16 protein-coding genes and 1 tRNA gene are annotated in these 18,514 nt (G+C 73.1%); 10 read left to right on the top strand and 7 right to left on the bottom strand.

Annotated elements, in window-relative coordinates:
• Positions 1–167: 167 nt before the first annotated feature.
• Entirely contained in the window at positions 168–1,577 is a 1,410-nt protein-coding gene (locus ACZ7MG_RS18245; RefSeq protein ID WP_471379564.1) for a sensor histidine kinase, read from the bottom strand.
• Positions 1,574–2,278: a response regulator transcription factor gene (locus tag ACZ7MG_RS18250; protein ID WP_471379561.1), complete on the bottom strand. Its 705-nt coding sequence runs from the start codon at positions 2,276–2,278 to the stop codon at positions 1,574–1,576. Before ACZ7MG_RS18250 ends, ACZ7MG_RS18245 begins: the two co-directional genes overlap by 4 nt.
• A 112-nt stretch (positions 2,279–2,390) precedes the next feature.
• Between ACZ7MG_RS18250 and ACZ7MG_RS18255 the strand changes: the two genes are divergently transcribed.
• Positions 2,391–2,945, top strand: a complete 555-nt coding sequence (locus ACZ7MG_RS18255; protein WP_471379558.1) for a hypothetical protein — start codon at positions 2,391–2,393, stop codon at positions 2,943–2,945.
• Between the two features lie 21 nt (positions 2,946–2,966).
• Here the strand turns inward: ACZ7MG_RS18255 and ACZ7MG_RS18260 are convergent, their stop codons facing one another.
• Complete coding sequence (locus ACZ7MG_RS18260; protein WP_471379555.1) at positions 2,967–3,839, bottom strand: spermidine synthase; 873 nt, start codon at positions 3,837–3,839, stop codon at positions 2,967–2,969.
• A 164-nt stretch (positions 3,840–4,003) separates the two neighbouring features.
• A complete protein-coding gene (locus ACZ7MG_RS18265; RefSeq protein WP_471379553.1) occupies positions 4,004–4,378 on the bottom strand; it encodes a hypothetical protein in 375 nt (124 codons plus the stop codon).
• 258 nt (positions 4,379–4,636) lie between these two features.
• On the opposite strand from ACZ7MG_RS18265, the gene ACZ7MG_RS18270 reads away from it, so the two are divergent.
• Positions 4,637–6,148 carry a hypothetical protein gene (locus ACZ7MG_RS18270; protein ID WP_471379551.1) on the top strand — a complete coding sequence of 504 codons (1,512 nt, stop codon included), beginning with the start codon at positions 4,637–4,639 and terminating at the stop codon, positions 6,146–6,148.
• Between the two features lie 27 nt (positions 6,149–6,175).
• On the opposite strand, the gene ACZ7MG_RS18275 is transcribed toward ACZ7MG_RS18270, so the two are convergent.
• Positions 6,176–6,772, bottom strand: coding sequence for a histidine phosphatase family protein (locus tag ACZ7MG_RS18275; protein WP_471379548.1), 597 nt, complete (start codon positions 6,770–6,772; stop codon positions 6,176–6,178).
• 227 nt (positions 6,773–6,999) lie between these two features.
• Here ACZ7MG_RS18275 and ACZ7MG_RS18280 point away from each other — a divergent pair, with 227 nt between their 5' ends.
• From ACZ7MG_RS18280 to ACZ7MG_RS18310, 7 genes are all read left to right on the top strand, one after another.
• Positions 7,000–8,031 carry a phosphatase PAP2 family protein gene (locus tag ACZ7MG_RS18280; RefSeq protein WP_471379546.1) on the top strand — a complete coding sequence of 344 codons (1,032 nt, stop codon included), beginning with the start codon at positions 7,000–7,002 and terminating at the stop codon, positions 8,029–8,031.
• On the top strand, positions 7,982–9,175 hold the full coding sequence (locus tag ACZ7MG_RS18285) for a hypothetical protein (protein ID WP_471380525.1): 1,194 nt from the start codon (positions 7,982–7,984) through the stop codon (positions 9,173–9,175). The genes ACZ7MG_RS18280 and ACZ7MG_RS18285 overlap by 50 nt, the downstream gene beginning before the upstream one ends.
• Positions 9,166–10,782: a hypothetical protein gene (locus ACZ7MG_RS18290; protein WP_471379544.1), complete on the top strand. Its 1,617-nt coding sequence runs from the start codon at positions 9,166–9,168 to the stop codon at positions 10,780–10,782. The genes ACZ7MG_RS18285 and ACZ7MG_RS18290 overlap by 10 nt, the downstream gene beginning before the upstream one ends.
• Positions 10,779–12,122: an AAA family ATPase gene (locus ACZ7MG_RS18295; protein WP_471379542.1), complete on the top strand. Its 1,344-nt coding sequence runs from the start codon at positions 10,779–10,781 to the stop codon at positions 12,120–12,122. Before ACZ7MG_RS18290 ends, ACZ7MG_RS18295 begins: the two co-directional genes overlap by 4 nt.
• 181 nt (positions 12,123–12,303) lie before the next feature.
• A complete protein-coding gene (locus tag ACZ7MG_RS18300; protein ID WP_471379540.1) occupies positions 12,304–12,666 on the top strand; it encodes a hypothetical protein in 363 nt (120 codons plus the stop codon).
• A gap of 252 nt (positions 12,667–12,918) precedes the next feature.
• The gene (locus ACZ7MG_RS18305; RefSeq protein ID WP_471379538.1) at positions 12,919–13,563 is read left to right on the top strand and encodes a bifunctional DNA primase/polymerase; all 645 of its coding nucleotides are present in this window, start codon (positions 12,919–12,921) and stop codon (positions 13,561–13,563) included.
• Positions 13,554–13,627: transfer RNA gene (locus ACZ7MG_RS18310), tRNA-Lys, on the top strand. Before ACZ7MG_RS18305 ends, ACZ7MG_RS18310 begins: the two co-directional genes overlap by 10 nt.
• Before the next feature lie 56 nt (positions 13,628–13,683).
• Here the strand turns inward: ACZ7MG_RS18310 and ACZ7MG_RS18315 are convergent.
• Complete coding sequence (locus ACZ7MG_RS18315; protein ID WP_471379536.1) at positions 13,684–15,048, bottom strand: M6 family metalloprotease domain-containing protein; 1,365 nt, start codon at positions 15,046–15,048, stop codon at positions 13,684–13,686.
• Positions 15,049–15,435: 387 nt separating this feature from the next.
• Between ACZ7MG_RS18315 and ACZ7MG_RS18320 the strand changes: the two genes are divergently transcribed.
• A complete protein-coding gene (locus tag ACZ7MG_RS18320) occupies positions 15,436–17,331 on the top strand; it encodes a putative bifunctional diguanylate cyclase/phosphodiesterase (protein WP_471379533.1) in 1,896 nt (631 codons plus the stop codon).
• Here the strand turns inward: ACZ7MG_RS18320 and ACZ7MG_RS18325 are convergent.
• A complete protein-coding gene (locus tag ACZ7MG_RS18325; protein WP_471379530.1) occupies positions 17,322–18,437 on the bottom strand; it encodes an LLM class flavin-dependent oxidoreductase in 1,116 nt (371 codons plus the stop codon). The genes ACZ7MG_RS18320 and ACZ7MG_RS18325 overlap by 10 nt on opposite strands.
• Positions 18,438–18,514: the final 77 nt, after the last annotated feature.

The raw sequence follows: 18,514 nt of genomic DNA on the forward strand, positions 1-18,514 counted from the left end.
GCTCTATGTCATGTCATACGTCAAGACTTCTTGTCCCCCTTTGTTGAAACGTAATCCCTGGTTGTCGAAACGTGACCGTCACACACGTGAGCCAGATCACAGATGGACATGACCGCACATACAGGGACACGCCAATCGCACAAGCCCGAACGCGCCTCCGCACGTGATCATCTGAAGGCGGAGAGCGCCTTGCCGGATTTGCGTCGGCGTATGGACGCGCCCCGGTGCCCCCGGCGCTTCACCGGCCCGCCGTCCCTCGTCGCGCCCCCGTTCAGCTGGATCCAGATCCGCACCTCGGTCCCGCCCAGCACCGACGAGCCCAGGCGCACATCACCGCCGGTCGACTCGGCGAGTCGGCGGACGATGTCGAGGCCCAGACCCGTCGAGCCGTCGCTGCCGGAGCCCCGGCCACGGGCCATCGCGGCCTCGGGATCGGCGATGCCCGGCCCCGCGTCCGAGACCAGGACGATCACCGCGTCCTCGCCGTTGTGAACATCCACCGCGAACGCCGTGCCCTCCGCCGTGTGACGGAAGACATTGCCGAGCAGGGCGTCCAGCGCGGCGGCCAGGTCCGCCCGGGCCACGGGTATGCGGACCGGGCGCTCGACCCCGGCCACCCGCCACTTGCGGCCCTCGTCCTCCGCGAGCGCCGACCAGAACGCCATCCGCTCCCGGACCACCTCCGCCGCGTCGCACCCCGCACCGGGCCCCGCCACCGCCGTCCGCGGCTTGGCCTCCCGCGCCGTCCGGATGATCGTGTCGACCTCCCGCTCCAGCTGCTCGACCGCCGCCCGGGTCTGCTCGGCGGCCGGCCCGTCGCCCAGCGAGGCCGCGTTCAGCCGCAGCACGGTCAGCGGGGTCCGCAGCCGGTGCGACAGGTCCGCCGCCAGCTCCCGCTCGTTCGCCAGCAACTGGACCACCTGGTCGGCCATCGCGTTGAACGCCACCGCCGCCAGCCGCAGCTCCTTCGGCCCCCTCTCCGGCACCCGTGCGCCCAGCTGCCCCTCCCCCAGCTGGTGCGCGCTCTCCACCAGCCGCCGCGCGGGCCGCACCATCCGCACCCCGAGCCGGTCGGCCACCGCCACCGAGCCGACGATCAGCGCGAGGCCCACCCCGGCGAGCACCGCCCACGCCGTGGCCACCCCGTTGCTCATCTCGGACTCGGGCACGAACACCTCGACGACCGCTATCTCGCCGGAGCTGAGCGCGGTGGGCTGCAGCAGCGTGGACCCGCCCGGGACCTGGGTGGTGGAGGCCCGGCCCAGCTTCCGCACGGTCGCGATGTCCCGGTCGGAGGCCCGCTGCCGGCCCAGGTCGAGGGCGCCCGCCCCGGCGCCGTCCGCCGGTATGTGCACCGCCATCCCGTCGTCCGACCCGGCCGAGGCGACGACTCGCTCCAACTGCTCCCGGTCGGTGGTGATGGAGAGCGCCGGGGCGATCGCGGCCGCCTCCCGCTCGGCATTGGAGAACGCCCGGTCCCGCGCCATCTCCTTGACGACCAGCCCGAGCGGCACCGCGAAGGCCACCACGACCATCGCCGTCACCGCCAGACACACCTTGACCAGCGCCCACCTCATGGCCGCTCCCCCGCCCCCGGTGGTTCCAGCTTCACGCCGACGCCCCGCAAGGTGTGCAGATAGCGGGGCTTCGCCGCCGTCTCCCCCAACTTCCGCCGCAGCCAGGACAGATGCACGTCGATGGTCTGGTCGTCCCCGTACGCCTGCTGCCACACCTCCGCCAGCAGCTCCTTGCGCGGGACGACGACACCGGGCCGGCCGGCGAGGAAGGCGAGCAGGTCGAACTCCCGCCGGGTGAGGTCCAGTCGTACCCCGTCCAGCTCGGCCTGGCGGCGCAGCGGGTCGATCGCGAGCCCGCCCACGCGGATGACCGTGGACGGCGGCGCCTCACCGGACGAGGCGCGGGAGCGGCGCAGCACGGCGGCCATCCGGGCCGACAGGTGCTCGACCGAGAACGGCTTGGTCAGATAGTCGTCCGCGCCCGCGTTCAACAGGCGGACGATCTCCGTCTCGTCGTCCCGCGCGGTCGCGATGATGACCGGGACGTCCGTGATGCCGCGCAGCATCTTCAGTGCCTCCGAGCCGTCGAGGTCGGGCAGCCCAAGGTCGAGGATGACCACGTCGAAGCGGACGTGCGCGACCTCGCGCAGCGCCTCCAGGGCCGTACCGACGCTGCGCACGGTGTGTGCGGCGTCCGTCAGATGCCTGATCAGCGCCGAGCGTACGAACTGGTCGTCCTCGACCACGAGCACACTTGCCATGCGCCGCACCGTACGCGAAATGGACCGGGCCGGTCGGGGCCTGTGGATAACTCGCGCGACCCGCGATGGGAGGGCTCCGGGGCCACGACACGGCTGGGGCCGGTGGGGCAGTATGGCCGCGATGCGCCGAGGACTCCTCCACCTACTGGCCTGGCTGCTCGCCACGGGCGCGGCGGTCACGTTGTCGTGGTGGGGCGTCCACACGGTGATGGCCGGCACGGCGTACGACCCGCCCCGCGCCCTCCCCATCACGGCCGCCGACGCCCGGGGCCAGGAAGCCCCCGCGCCGATCACCAGGACACCGCTGCCGACGCCGTCCAAGAGCGCGACGGAACGGGAGGAGGGTGCCGGCGGCGAACCGTCCCCGACCCCCTCCGAGCCGTCGAAGTCCGCGCGGCCCGGCCCGAGTCCGAGCACCGGCGCCCCGTCCGCGTCCGCCGCGTCGGGGGAGATCAAGGCCTACGACACCGAGGGCGGCCGGGTGGTCTTCTCGCTCACCGAGGCGTACGCGACCCTCGTGTCGGCGACGCCCGGCTCGGGCTGGTCGATGCAGGTCTGGAAGACGGAGACCTGGATCCGGGTCGACTTCGCGGCCGGTGCGGACCGGGTGTCGGTCTTCTGCACCTGGCACGACAGCGCGCCCCGGGTGGACGTGCAGAACTTCTGACGCCGCTGAAGGCCGTCGGGCTCAGTGGAACGCCGACGACGGTGGTGCCGGTGAGGCCACCGCGCCCGCGTCCGTCACCGGTACCGCGCCGCCCGTGAAGTCGGTGAGCGCCCGGCCGTGTTCGACACGGCCGGGGTGCGGGTCGGAGGCGGCCCGGCGGGTCAACTCGGCGACGGGGAGCGGCTGGTCGGAGGCGACGAGGACCGCGTTGCCGAAGCGTCTGCCCCGCAGCACGGTGGGGTCGGCGACGAGTGCCAGTTCGGGGAAGACCGCGGCGGCGGTGGCGATCTGGCCGCGCAGATGGGCCAGCGGCGGACCGTCGGCGAGGTTGGCGGCGTAGAGACCGCCGGGCTTCACCACCCGCCGTACGTCCGTGAGGAACTCCGTCGACGTCAGGTGCGCCGGGGTGCGCGCCGCGCTGAACACATCCGCGATCACCAGGTCCGCCCACCCGTCCGGCACCTTCGCGAGCCCTTCGCGGGCGTCCGTCGACCGCACCCGTATCCGGGCGTTGGGGTCCAACGGCAGCTCCCGCCGGACCAGTTGGACGAGGGCCGCGTCGCGCTCGACGATCTGCTGGGTGGAGCGGGGGCGGGTGGCGGCAACATAGCGGGCGAGGGTGAAGGCGCCCCCGCCGAGGTGCACGGCGTGCACGGGCCGTCCGGCCGGCGCGACGAGATCGATCACATGCCCGAGCCTGCGCTGATACTCGAAGGACAGATACGCGGGGTCGTCGAGATCGACGTGCGACTGCGGCGCCCTGTCCACCAGCAACGTCCACGCCCGGGCCCGGTCCCGGTCCGGAAGCAGCTCGGCGAGCCCCCCGTCGACCTCCTCGACCACGGCGCCCACATCCGGCCCCCGCCGCCCACGCCCCTGCTTCGACCTGCCCATGGCCCCATTATCGAACGCGGGGCACCCTGTGCGCGCCGGGCGCCGGGGGCGTCCTGAAGGGGCGCGGGGCTGTGACATATGCGGCTCCGCCGCGTGGGCGCGACAAGCCACGACGCACCCGCAGCCGCTGTCAGCACGACACCCCTACGGCGTAAAGGCGCACCTCACCGACAATTGTCCGCCGCCTCGATCAACCGCGCCGCCTCGTCCAGCGCCGCCCGCAACACCGCCGGATCGGTCGCGAGGTCCATCTCCCCCGGCGGCAACAACCACCCCGCCCCCTCCGGCGGAGCCAGCACCGCCCCCCGCCCATCGCTCTGCGTACACGTACTCCCCGGTACGTCCCACGCGTCCGCCGTACCCGGCGGCACCAGGAATCCGAGCGTGTCGCACGTGTCGTCGTGCAGTACGGGTCCGACCGTCATGACGGGCCCCACCGCGTCGACGGCGCCCCGGCGGAGAATGTCGACCGCCTCCAGCCCCTGCCGCGCGGGCACGGTCACCAGGTCGCACTCGGAACGGGGTTCGAGATTCTTCATCCGGGCCTCCCACGCCTACCAGCCCCCTGCCCAACGCGTCTGTCCGTCAACGGCTACGGCGAAACTGCGCCGCAAAGGATGGCAGTTCATGGCAGATCCAGGATGAGATATCCGGTTTGTAGCCAAACCTCGCGTGGAGGCCCCGACGGGGCGGGTACGTTCTTGCCCCGCCGGACACAGCGGAACCAACCGTGCAGCACGCACACAAGTCCTACTGAATCCGGCATGGTTCGACGGTTCGCGAGAGAGGGCCCGGCCATGGCGTCGTCAGCGGTGACCTCGTCCCAGTTCCCCCGTCCCCAGCGGCCGAACCTCGCTTTCAGGCGGCTGCGCGGGCAGCGTTCGCCCGGCGAGTTCGCCGCGGCGGTACGGCGGGCCGCGCGCGAGATCGGCGAGCGGGTGAGCTGTGACGCGCGATACGTCGGACGGGTCGAGGCGGGCGAGATCCGCTGCCCCAACTACGCATACGAACGGGTGTTCTTGCACATGTTCCCCGGCCGGACACTGACCGACCTGGGGTTCGCGCCCCGCGCGGAGGTACGCGGTCGGGGGGCGCGCCCCGCCGAGGAGGCGCCCTCCCCTCGCAACAAGAGCCGCTCGCACTCCTCCCACGGAACGAGGGGTGAGACGGAGGGGGCGTACGAGCCGTATGACACGCAGGAGATGTACGACATGCAGGACCCGCGGGGCGACACGGGCTATGTGCGCGGCCGGCGGGGCACGCAGCACACGTACCAGAACCACGAGGAGAGCGACGTGCAACGTCGCGCGTTCATGACCGGAGGTACCGCCGCGATGGCGGCCGCCTCGTTCGGCCCCTTCGCCCTGGGGGGCACGGCCTCGGCCACGGGGCGTCCCGTGCACCGGGCGGGTACCGGGGAGGCGGGGGCCCTCGAAGCGGCCGTACGCAAGATCCGGCTGCTCGACGACCGGCACGGGGCGGACGGGCTGTACCGCAGGGCCTCGGCGCCGCTGCGGGCGGCGTACGCGCTGCTGGACGCGGGCACCACCCGGCAGACCACCGCCGACCGGCTGTACTCGGGGGCGGGCGAACTGGCCATCTCCGTGGGCTGGCTGGCCCATGACTCGGGGCGGTTCGACGACGCCCGCTCGCACTACGCGGAGGCCCTCGCCACGGCCCGGATGTCGGGGGACGCGGGGCTGGAGGCGCACGCGTTCTGCAACACGGCGTTCCTCGCGCGGGACGCGGGCCGGCCGCGCGAGGCGGTCCGGGCGGCGCAGGCCGCGCAGCGGGTCGCCCGGCCGCTGGGCTCGCCCCGGCTGATGTCCCTGCTGGCGCTGCGGGAGGCGGGCGGCTGGGCGGGGCTCGCCGACCGCACGGGCTGCGAGCAGGCGCTGGCGCGGGCGCACGCCCTGTTCGGGCGGGGGGCGTCCGAGGCCGACCCCGAGTGGATGAGCTTCTACGGGGAGGCCGAGCTGGAGGGCCTGGAGGCGCAGTGCTGGTCCACGCTGGGCGACTGGCCCCGGGCGGCCCGGCACGCGCGCCGGGCGGCCGGGACGCAGAACCCGCACTTCACGCGGAACATCGCGCTCTACACCGCGGAGCTGGCCGACGACCTCGCGCGCGGGGGGCGTCCCGACGAGGCCGCGGCGGCCGGGATGCGGGTCCTCGACCTCCTCGACGAGGTCCAGTCCTCCCGGGTCCAGCAGATGCTGGCGGGCACGGCCCGGGTCCTGTTGCCGCACCGCAGGGCCTCGGGAGTGTCGGCGTTCCTGGAGCGGCACGCGGGGGTCGCGCGCACGGCATAGCGGGCAGGCCGCCGCGGCCGGCGATGATCAGCCGGCCAGGTGCCCCGTGTCGTTCCACGACTCGATCGCCGGGTCGCCGTAGGCCCAGCCCAGGACCGACAGGGACGTCGGGTTGAGGCGCACGCGCGCGGCGAAGGCCAGGTCGAGGCCCAGCCAGCGGGCGGCTATGGAGCGCAGGATGTGCCCATGGGCGAAGACCAGGACGTCACGGTCCGCGGAGCGCGCCCACGCCACCACCTCGTCCGCGCGCGTGGAGAGCTGGTCCAGGGTCTCGCCCTCGGGGACGCCGTCGCGCCACATGAGCCAGCCGGGGCGGAAGGCCTGGATCTCGGCGGGGGTGAGCCCCTCGTACGCCCCGTAGTCCACCTCCATGAGCGTGTCCCACTCGGTGGCCCGGTCGCCGAAGCCGGCCAGATCGCATGTCTCACGCGCGCGGGAGAGGGGACTCGTCCGGACGTCGACACCGGGCAGCCCGTCCAGGGGCGCCCGGTGGAGGCGCTCCCCGAGGAGCTTGGCGCCGCGCCGGCCCTCTTCGAGGAGCGGGATGTCCGTCCTGCCGGTGTGCTTCCCGAGCAGGGACCATTCCGTCTGTCCGTGCCGGGCCAGCAGGATGCGCGGTGCCATGAGCGGCCTTTCAGGATGCCTTCGGGGAGAAGGGAGAAATCGGAGGCGGATGTCTCCATCATCGCTCACGCTGTCGGGGGGCAACCCGAAAGGCGATCCCAGCGTCTTGGACATCGTCTTGCTCAAGGGCCACAGCAGCACCACACGTAGATGAACATCGACGATGGACGTCGACGATGGACATCCGCGTACACAGACGACAGAAACAGATGGGGGAGGACGTTCGGATGCCGCAGACCGAGGCGACCGAGGCACCGGTTACCAGAAGGACCGGCGCACCGGTTACCGAGGCGGCGCCGAGCGCGCGGCTCCGGTGGTGGACCGAGCTACCGCTGATCCTGCTGGTCTACGGGGCGTACTCGGCCGGCCGGCTGCTGGCCCGCGGCGACACCACCCACGCCGTCGAGCACGGACTGACGATCCTGCGGATCGAGAAGGCGCTGTGGCTCAACGCCGAGCACCCGCTGAACCGTCTGTTCACCCGTGAACCCTGGATAGGGATACCCGCCGACTTCTGGTACGCGTCGCTGCACTACCTGGTCACGCCCGCGCTCCTGGTCTGGCTCTTCAGATCCCGCACCGTGCGCTACCGCGCGGCCCGCACCTGGCTGCTGACCTCCACCTTCATCGGCCTCATCGGCTTCACCCTGCTCCCGACCTGCCCGCCCCGGCTGCTCGCGCCCTCCCACGGCTTCGTGGACACCATGGCGTACTACAGCTCGTGGGGCTGGTGGGGCGGTGAGGCCAGCGCACCCCGGGGCCTGGGCGGTATGACGAACCAGTACGCGGCGATGCCGAGTCTGCACGTCGGCTGGTCCCTGTGGTGCGGGGTGATCCTCTGGCGCTTCGGCGGCGGCTCCCGGCTCGTCCGGACGGCGGCCGTCGCGTATCCGCTGATCACCACGATCGTGGTGATGGGCACCGCGAACCACTACTTCCTGGACGCGGTGGCGGGCGCCGCCGTGATGGGGGCGGGCCTGCTGCTGACCCCGCTGGTGCTGCGGATCGCCGACCAGTGGCGGGGCTCGCTCGGTCTGGCGACGGCGGCCGAGGAGCGGTTCGGCGGCGCGGGCCGACGTCCCGCCGAGGAGCCCGTCGTTCCCGCCACCGTGGTCTCTCAGGGCTCAATTTCCCCCATTGTCAGTGGTGGGTGCCAGACTTCCCCGGGTGAGCGATTTCCACGGCAGCGGATCAACGAACCCGGGCCGGGTGCCGCCCCCTCGGAAGCAGGGGACGGCGCTCCGGCAGCGGCTCGCTGAGCTGCGCGGACCCGAGGTCCCACCCAAGGCGCTGGACGCCCGCGCCCTCGCCGCGCTCGCGGCCAACCCGGGCTGTGAGCGCCGCGCGCTGCTGGACGGCGCGGGGGTGAACAAGGCGGTGCTGGCGGACGCGCTCGGCTCGCCCTCCGCCTTCGGCCAGTCCCAGTTCGCCTTCATGCGGGGCAACGCCTTCGAGGCCCGCGTCAAGGCGGACGGCGGCGCGGAGCTGCTGCGGCTGACGCACGAGAGACTGGACCCCGGCGCCGAGCCGCCGACCTCGGCCTCCGTTCCCGACCTCACCGCCGTCGGCCCCGAGGGCCGCGCCGCCCGTACGGCGCTGGCGCTGCGCGAGGCCACGGACGCGGGCGGCTGGACGCTGCTCGACCACCCCATGCTGGCGCTCGACGTCGCGGGCACCCCCGCGTTCCTGGAGCCGGACGCCGTGGTGGTCCACCCGGACGGCACCTGGTCGGTCGTAGAGATCAAGTCCTTCCCGATGCTGGACGGTTCGGCGGACGCGGCGAAGGTCGGCGCGGCAGCCCGCCAGTCCGCGGTGTACGTGCTGGCGCTGGAGGAGGTCGCCGCCCGGCTCGGCGGCGAGACCCGCAAGGGCGCCCCCGCGCCCGAGGTCCGCCACCGGGTGCTGCTGGTCTGCCCCAAGGACTTCACCAACCTCCCCACGGCCGCCGCGGTGGACATCCGTAAGCAACGGGCGGTCACCCGCCGCCAGTTGACCCGGCTGACCCGGATCGAGGAGATCGCGGACACCCTCCCCGAGGGCATCTGCTTCGCCACGGACCTCCCCCAGGAGCGGCTGACCGAGGCCGTCGAGGCACTGTCCGCCACCTACGCCCCCGAGTGCCTCGCCGCCTGTGAGCTGGCCTTCCACTGCCGGGCCCGCTCCCGCACGGAGGGCGCGGTGACGTCCCTGGGCCGGGCCACGCGCGCCGAGCTGGGCGGCCTCACCACGGTCGACGACGTGCTGGCGGCGGCCCACGGCCGCGCCGGCGACCCGGCCGACCCCGCCGTGGCCGCACTGCGCAGAGCGGCGGAGCTGCGGGCCGAGGCGCTGGGCGGCACGGGCGCGCCCCGAGAGGCGACCGTGCTCACCGGTACGGCACCGGAGGGGGTTCCGTGTCGCTGATCGCCACCCTCGCGCGTCTCGAAGCCGTCAGCACGGGCCGCGCCCAGCCCGCCGCCACCGTCCTGCACCGGCATCTCTCGGACCACCCCCTCGTCCTCGTGCCGCTCACCACCGCCGGTGAGGCCGGGGCCCCGCTCGGCGCGCTCGTCGGCACCGACCGGGACGCGCCCCGGCTGCTGGTGGTGCCCCAGCCCCGCGACCGCGACCTGCGGTTCGCGTTCCTGGCCGAGCTGGCGGACATCGTCCTGCCGTACGTGGACTCCTACGCGGACGTGGTGGAGGCGGCCGAGCGGAACGAAACCGACCCGGAGACCGGCAAACGCGTCAAGGTCGAGGTCGAACTGTGCGCGGACGCCCCGCAGTTGATCCTGCCGAGCCGGACGGGCATCGACTTCGTACGGCTCCTCGGGCGCTCCATGCGGTTCCGGCGCACGGCCGAGCAGGACCCGGAGGCGCCCCATCCGGCGCCGCCGCGCGTGCCGTTGCTGGGGCGGTGGCTCACGCACTTCGGGGAGCGGGCGCGGGTGCCGGGCTCCTCGCTGCTGCTCGCGCTCACCGATCTGCTGTCGCGGCACTGGGCCACCGGCCAGTCCGGCGTGGAGGACCAGCATCTGGCGTCGCTGCTCGCCTGGATCGACCCGCCGGAAGGGGAACCGGGCGAGGCGGCGGCGCGGCGGGCCGAGCTGGCGCGGGACGCCGAGGGCCAGTTGCTCTGCCCGCCCGCCGGGCCCGCGACCGACCCGGCGTTCGACAACAAGCTGCTGGCCCCGGCCATCGAGCGGTACGACCGGGCGCGGCTCGCGCTGGCCGCCGCCGAGGACGGACTGGAGGCCGACGACCGGCTGGGCGCCCTGACCGCCGCCGAGCGGGAGATCCGCGCCCTGGTCGAGAGCCGCACCCGGCCCACCTGGGACGCCGTCTGGCACGGCCTGGACCTGCTGCGCGCCCTGCCGGAGGGTGCCCACGCGGCCGACCGGTGGACCCGCGACCGCTGGTCCTTCACCGGCCACCGGGACCGGATCGTCGCCGGGGAGCCCCCACAGCCCCGTATCGACGACGCGGTCACCGCCGCGAACAAACTGGCCGCGCGCGAGCGCGAACAGGCCCGCCTCGACGCCCAGGAGGCCCTGGACGACCCCCTCGTCATGGCCGGTCGGCGGCTCGCCGGGGAGGCGTTCGCCGGGGAGGTCACGGACGTCGTGATGGCGTACAGCGAGAGCAAGCGGCCCAGCCCACGGCCGCTGGTCACCGTACGGACGCTCGACCGGCCGCATCTCGGGGAGCGGGCGAAGGTGTACCGCTCGCTGGGCGGGAAGCCGCAGACGGCGGAGTTCGTGGAGTACCTGGAGCATGAGGGGGACGACTGCGACAGCGGTGTGCTCCTCGTGCTGCGGATCATGGACAAGATGGGGCGGGGCAAGGAGCCGGAGGCGGGGTCGGTGCCCGAGAAGGGGGATCTGCTCTGCTTCACCCTCTTCGAGCACGACCAGCGGGGCGGGGCAAAGCTCCCGGACCCCGAGGAGACCCCGTGGACGCACGGCGGGCCGCCGGGTGAGCCCGACGCCGTACCGCTGCCGGACCCGGTGACCGAGGAGGACGTGCTGTGACCCCCACCGAGGTCGTGCTCGACCCGGGCGCGGCGGCCGGCCTGGCCACCGACGCGATCCTGCGCGACACGCTGCAAGGGGACGCGCGCGGGGTCGTCGTCGACTCACCGCCCGGCGCCGGGAAGTCGACCCTCGTCGTCCGCGCCGCGCTGGAACTCGCCTCCGCCGGGCGCCCGCTGATGGTCATCGCGCAGACGAACGCGCAGGTCGACGATCTGGTGATCCGGCTCGCCGAGAAGGACCCGGACCTCCCGGTCGGCCGGCTGCACAGCAGCGACAGCGACCCGTACGACAAGGCGCTGGACGCCCTGTCGAACGTACGGAAGTCCACGAAGGCGGCCGAGCTGGCCGGGCTGGACGTGGTGATCTCCACGGCCGCGAAGTGGGCGCACGTCAAGGGCGTCGAGCCGTGGCGGCACGCGATCGTCGACGAGGCGTACCAGATGCGGTCGGACGCGCTGCTGGCCGTGGCGGGGCTGTTCGAGCGGGCGCTGTTCGTGGGTGACCCGGGGCAACTGGACCCGTTCGCGATCGTGGGCAGCGAGCAGTGGGCGGGGCTGTCGTACGACCCGTCGGCCTCGGCGGTGACGACCCTGCTGGCCCACAACCCCGAGCTGCCCCAGCACCGGCTGCCGGTGTCGTGGCGGCTCCCGGCGTCGGCGGCGCCGCTGGTCTCCGACGCGTTCTATCCCTTCACCCCCTTCCGCAGCGGCACGGATCACGGGGACCGGCGGCTCGGGTTCGCGGTGCCGTCCGACGGCTCGGGTCCCGACCGGGTCATCGACGAGGCCGCCGAGTCGGGGTGGGGCCTGCTGGAGCTGCCCGCCCGGCACACGCCCCGCACCGACCCCGAGGCGGTACGGGCCGTCGCGCTGGTCGTACGGCGGCTGCTCGACCGGGGCGGGGCGGCGACCTCGGAGCGGTCCGAGGAGCCCGTGCCGCTGACCGCCGACCGGATCGCGGTCGGCACGGCCCATCGCGACCAGGCCGCCGCGGTGCGCTCCGCGCTGGCGGAGCTGGGCGTCGCGGACGTGGTCGTCGACACGGCGAACCGGCTGCAGGGGCGGGAGTACGACGTCACGGTCGTCCTCCACCCGCTGTCCGGGCGGCCCGACGCGACGGCGTTCCATCTGGAGACCGGGCGGCTGTGCGTCCTCGCCTCCCGGCACCGGCACGCGTGTGTCGTGGTGTGCCGCGCGGGCGTCACCGACCTCCTCGACGACCATCCGTCCACCGAGCCGGTCCAGCTGGGCGTCACCGTGAAGTTCCCGGACGGCTGGGAGGCGAACCACGCGGTGCTGGCGGAGCTGGGGGAACACCGGGTGGCCTGGCGGCCTTAGTACGAGGTGGGTGGGAGCGGGGGCGGCGCCTTCGGGGGCGTGGGTGTGTGAGGGGCGGGGTGTGGGGCGCCGGCTGGGCCCGATGCCTACTTGCGCGGTCACGAGACAATGGACGGTGGCCCTCCTCCCGGGACTCCCCCGGGAACCGGCCCACCGAACCGTCGTACGAGGAGGAGAAGACATGGCGGAGCCCACGTCGCGTCGGAACGAACCGCGGCTACGCCCCGCGCCCCTGCTCTTCGAGCCGGCCGAGGCGGCCGGTGACCCCGAGCACTTCTTCGATCTGGAGTCGATCGACGATCCGCGGGCGCTGCTGTCGCGGGCGACGGAGCTGGCGCAGGCGTTCCGGGCGGCGGCGGACCGGGCCGTGGAGTTCCAGGCGATGGCGGCGGCGCAGCTCGCCGATCCCCGGCGGTTCGACCGGCTGACCGCGGCGGATGTCGCGGAGCGGGCGGAGTGGACCGAGGACTACGCGAAGAAGATGATCGAGTACGGGCGGGAGCTGGCTCGGGGGCGGGATGTGAGCGGGCCCGAGTCCCTCTGAGCCCGGGGCCGGGGATCGGGATCGGGCGGGGTTTCGCTCACCGGCGCTCACCGGCGCTTGCCGACGCTTGCCGGGTGCCGCCCGCGCCCACCCGTGCTGCCCCTAGCGGCACGACTGCCCGCAGCAGGGCGACCCGCCGAAAACAGCATCTGGCATATGCCGGGTGGGCAAGATACCCCACTTGCCCACCTGCCGTACCAGTTTTCGGTAACCGACCGGGGTCGGGCGGTGGCGGGCGGTAGATCTAGATGTATGAGCGGTGAAGTGGGGACGGGCAGGTATCCGGCGGACGGGGTCGACGTCGCCGGGGTCACGGCGGACGGGGCGGCCTGGCTGGCCTCGGCAGGAACGTATCCGCGCAGCACGTTGACGCTGTGGGAGGAGCGGCCGGCCGCGCCGGTGGTGCTGCCCTGCGGGACCGTCTTCGACGTCGTCAGCGTGCCGGCGATCTTCGGGCGGCGCATGCTCGACCGGCTGTGGGACGGTGGCCCCGGCTCGGGACCGGTCGCCGTCTACCGCGGACGCATGCTGCTCTTCGCCTCCCCCGGCACCGCCCAGCGACTGCCCACCCTCCTGGAGTGGGAGGAGTGGGGCTCCCCCGGCCGCACCGGCGCCGTCCCGCCCCTCCTCTGCCACGGCACCGGCGACGCGGTCACCGTCCCGGCCGTCCTCGACCCCGACCCGTCCGATGCCTCCGACCGCCCCGGTGTCACCCGGCTCGGATCCCGTTGGCTCGTCGCCCCGGACACCCTGCGACCTTGGCTTCCGGGGCCCGAGGTACTGCTCTGGGCGGCCGTCCGCGCGGCCCGGTCGAGTGCCTCCGCGACCGTGCGGGTATCGATTTTTCCTCCCGCCGATCAGGGTGCTAAGGTCTACGACGTCAGCAGGCGCCGCTAGCTCAGTTGGTTAGAGCAGCTGACTCTTAATCAGCGGGTCCGGGGTTCGAGTCCCTGGCGGCGCACGACACGAAGGAAGCCCCTCGCGAGAGCGAGGGGCTTCCTTCGTTACCGCGCCCGCCTACCGCCCCGTCGTGATCCGCACCGTCCACGCCCCGGTCGCCGTGCGCCCCTCCACCGCCACCCGCACCGCCTCCCCCGGCACCGCGAAGCTCTCCCCCACCCCCACCGGCGCGTCCGCGAGGGGCGGGTACACGGACTCCTCCCAGCACGCCTCGGTGCGCGGATGGGCGTCGAGGACCTCGATGGGACCGCCGCCGGACTCGGCGCCGCCGCGGATGCGATAGACGAGGACGCCCTGCGAACAGACGGCGGCGTCGTTGCCTACCGCGCCCCGCGCCTCGATCGCGAGGACGCTGTCGGGACCGGTGCGGACGACCGCCAGTTTCGTCCCCCGGCCGGCGTTGAAGGCCCGCACCCCCACACCGGCCGCGGCCCCACCGTCACTCGCACGACCGGCGCCACGACCGTCACCGCCACGACCGGCACCGGTGTGGCCGACGGCCTCCCCCTCGTACGCCCCCTTCGGCCCCGCCCCCACCGCCTCCAGGGTCAACCGCGCGGTCCCGGCCCCCCGTACACACGTCACCTGGCGCGGTTCCAGCCAGCCGAGCTTCCACTTGTGCCAGGCGAACAGGTCGGGGGCCAGGGCGAACTGGCTGCCCATGAGGTCCCAGTCGCCGACATGGGTGTCCCAGTCGCCTTTGCCGTCGGCGGGGCGGTGGTAGAGGTCGGGGAGATCGAATACATGACCGGTCTCATGGGCGAGGACCAGACGGTCCGGCGGATGCCGCTCGAACACGGTGACGACCCGGCGGAGATCTTCGCCGTCGACCTCCAGCGGGGATTCCAGGTTGACCACCTTCGTCGCGTCCGAGTCGACGCCGGGGGCGTGCGGATCGGCCACGAAGTACACGATGTCGTAGCGGGAGAAGTCGACATGCGGGTCGGCCGTGGCGAGCGCGTCCCTGAGGTAGGCGGCCCGATGCGTCGCGTTCCAGTCACGTCGTATGGCGTACGCGGTCGAGGGCTGCGGCATCTCCAGCCACTCGCGGCGCGGATGGGGGCGGAGCGCGAACTTGCCGTACGAGGCGCGTTCGAAGAACTCACTGGTGGCCGGAAAGTGATCCGCGGTCAGCTCGGCCGGTGTGGTGAGAGGGGCCGCGTCCGGGAATGACAAGAATACGAGTACGGCGTCGAGGTCGCGGGTGGGGCGTGGATACGCGGAATTCCAGGTGTCGAGGCCCTCCGAGTGGTGTGCCTGGGTGCGCCGCAGGGTGCACGGCTCCGACAGCGGGACGGCGGAGGGAGCCGCGATCAGGGAGGTCGCGGCCAGTGCGGTGAGGGAGGTGAGCATGGCCGCTGTACTGCGCAGCATGGGCGCCCGGTCGCCGAGGCCTTCCTTCCAGGGGAGCGGACGCTGCACGGAGACCTCCGGATGCGGATCTTGGGGACACCGCGTCCAGATTTTCGGAATTTGTAGTACTACGCCCTGTTTGCCTGCACCAGAAGGGTGAGGGCCGGGCGGAAGGGCGGCGCGTCGCCACCCGGTTGCCGACACCCCGGGCACTCACGGAACGTCACAAGCGGTCGACGGAGCGGGGAAGCCGTTCAGCTCGGGGCAGAAACGATCTGTCAGATCAGGTCGTTGTTCAGGGAGACTGGAGAGTGGCTAGAAGGCCTTGGGGTCAGCCTCTATGATCGGCACACTTTCCTGCACGGACACGGCTTGAGCGCCCTTACGTACCTGGTTCGGCCGCTCCGACGAGACAAACGAGATCCATCGAAAACGAGTGCACTGCGGGAGCGAACGGTGAGCGGAACGTCCCAAGGGCCGGCGCCCGCGGCAGATCTCGTCCGGCCGGCGATTACAGAACGTAACGTCCATGCGTCAGTTCCGTCGTCGAGTACGGCGTCGGGGCCGGCCGCCTTCTCCGTCGCGCCCCTCGCCATGGCCGTCGTCGACCGGGACGGGCTGGTCGTCACCGCCAACGGGGCGATGGGGACCCTGCTCGGCACGGGAGGGGAGCCGCTCGTCGGGCGGGTCGCCGCCGACCTGGTGGACCTCGCCTCGGACCCCCGCACCTGGCACGCGTACCGCGAGGTGCTGCGCGGCCGGCAGGCCCGGCTGCGCTGTACGCGACGGCTGAAACAGCCGGACGGGACCTGGCTGTGGGTGCAGGTCTCGGTGGCGCCACTGCCCGAGGAGGAGCGCGCGGTGCTCCTCTCGGTCACCGACATCAGCGCCAACCGTCAGCTTCAGGCCAGGCTCCGCCATCTCCAGATGCACGACCCGGTCACCCGGCTCCCCAACCGCACCCTCTTCTTCGAACAGCTCTCCGCCGCCCTCGAACGCGAGGCGTACGACGAGGCCGGCACCGGCCGGATCGGTCTGGTCTATCTGGACCTGGACGGCTTCAAGGCGGTCAACGACACCCTCGGCCACCGGGTCGGCGACCGGCTCCTCACGGCCGTCGCCGAGCGGCTCACCCGCTGCGCCGACGAGGCCGCGCTGCTGCGCACGGCCGGTACGGCGGCCGGGGCACCGCTGGTGGCCAGACTCGGTGGTGACGAGTTCGCGCTGCTCGTGGAGGACTCCACCGGTACGGAACAACTCGCCGACCTGGCCGACTCGGTCCTCAAGGCGCTGCAGGCGCCCTTCGACCTGGCCGGTCAGCGGCTGTCCGTCTCCGCCTCGATCGGTGTCGTCGAACGGCAGTCGGCGAGCACGACGGCGACGGGGCTGATGCAGGCCGCCGACACCACGCTGTACTGGGCGAAGGCCGACGGCAAGGCCCGCTGGACACTGTTCGACCCGGAGCGCAACGCCCACCGGATGACCCGTCAGGCCCTGTCGTCCACGCTGCGGGCGGCCGTCGGGCGGGGCGAGTTCGTCCTGGAGTACCAGCCGCTGGTGGGCATGGCGCAGGGCGAGGTGCGCGGGGTCGAGGCGCTGGTGCGCTGGCATCACCCGACCTTCGGCCTGTTGACGCCGAATCGGTTCATCTCACTGGCGGAGGAGGACGGTTCGATCGTCCAGCTCGGACGGTGGATTCTGGCCACCGCCTGCCGGCAGGCCCGGCGCTGGCAGATCGACCACCCCGAGCGGGCCCCGATCTTCGTCAGCGTGAACGTGGCCGTCCGCCAGGTCTGGGACTCCGACCTGGTCGCCGATGTCGCCGAGATCCTCGCGGAGACCGGTCTCGCCCCGCACCTCCTCCAGCTGGAACTCACCGAGTCCGCGCTGATGGGCTCCGCCGGCCGCCCCCTCCAGGCCCTCAAGGCCCTCAGCGACATGGGCGTCCGTATCGCCATCGACGACTTCGGCACCGGGTACTCCAACCTCGCGTACCTCAGCCGGCTGCCGGTGTCGGTGCTGAAGCTGGACGGGGCGTTCGTCCGGGGGTTCCAGTACGAGGACGGGGAGCAGGGCGGGGGTCCCGGCGGGGCCGCTGCGCCCGCCCCCGCCGGTGAGGTCGGGGACGCCGGGCAGCCCAACCCCGCCGACGAGATCATCGTCGAGGCACTGGTCCAACTCGCCCACCGGCTGGGGCTGTCCGTCACGGCCGAGGGCGTGGAGACCGACGCGCAGGCCTCCCGGCTGCGGCGGCTCGGCTGCGACACCGGGCAGGGGTGGCTGTACTCCCGCGCGGTGTCGCCGGAACGGATCGCGGAGCTGCTGGGGGCGGCGGCCTGCCCTCAGGCCTGAGGGCCGCCCCCGGCGGGCGGGACGTGCGGCAGGTCGTACGCGTCCGCGATCAGTTCGTACGAGCGCAGGCGGATGTCGGCGCTGTGGGCGTGGGTGGTGAGCATCAGCTCGTCGGCGCCCGTGCGCTTGTGGAGGTCGTCGAGGCGGGTGCGGACCTCGTCGACGGTGCCGTGGACGACGTCCGCGTTCCAGGAGTCGATGAAGTCCTGTTCGACCACGCTGAACTCGTACGCCTCCGCCTCCTCCGGCGTCGGGACGAGACCCGGGCGGCCGGTGCGCAGCCGGACCATGTTGAGCGCGGCGGCCCTGACCTGGCGGCGGGCCTCCTTCTCCTCGTCGGCGGCGAGGGCGGAGACGCCGATCAGCGCGTACGGGGCGTCCAGGGCCGGTGAGGGGCGGAACGACTCGCGGTACAGGTCGAGCGCCGGGATCGTGTTCCGGGCGGAGAAGTGGTGGGCGAAGGCGAAGGGGAGGCCGAGGGAGCCGGCCAGGCGGGCGCTGAAGCCGGAGGAGCCGAGCAGCCAGATCGGGGGGCGGTGCGGGGACTGGACGCCGCCGGGTGAGGTGCTCTGGACGGGGCCCGGGACCGCGTGGATACGGCGGTAGGGGTGGCCGTCAGGGAAGTCGTCGTCCAGGAAGCGGGTCAGCTCGGCGAGTTGCTCGGGGAAGTCGTCGGCGCCCTCGTTCAGGCGGGCGGAGCGGCGCAGGGCGGCGGCGGTGGCGCCGTCCGTGCCGGGGGCTCGGCCGAGGCCCAGGTCCACGCGGCCGGGGGCCATCGCTTCCAGGGTGCCGAACTGCTCCGCGATGACCAGGGGGGCGTGGTTGGGGAGCATCACGCCGCCTGAGCCGAGGCGGATGCGGGTGGTGTGGGCGGCGAGGTGGGCGAGGATCACGGCCGGGGAGGAGGAGGCTACGCCGGGCATGGAGTGGTGTTCGGCTACCCAGTAGCGGTGGAAGCCTCTGCGCTCCGCTTGGCGGGCGAGGGTGACGCTGGTGTGGAGGGCGTCTGTGGCGGTGCGGCCTGCGCCTACCGTGACCAGGTCGAGGACGGAGAGGGGGAACGGGGCCGTGCCGTGGGCTCCGCCTCGTATCTCGTCTGTGGTCACGGTGGGGCCTCCTGGGGGCTTGCGGGTGCGGGGGTGCGGCGGTGCCTTTTTCGGTTAACAGGAGGGTGGCTCCGGTT

The organism is Streptomyces sp. NPDC107538, assembly GCF_055657445.1.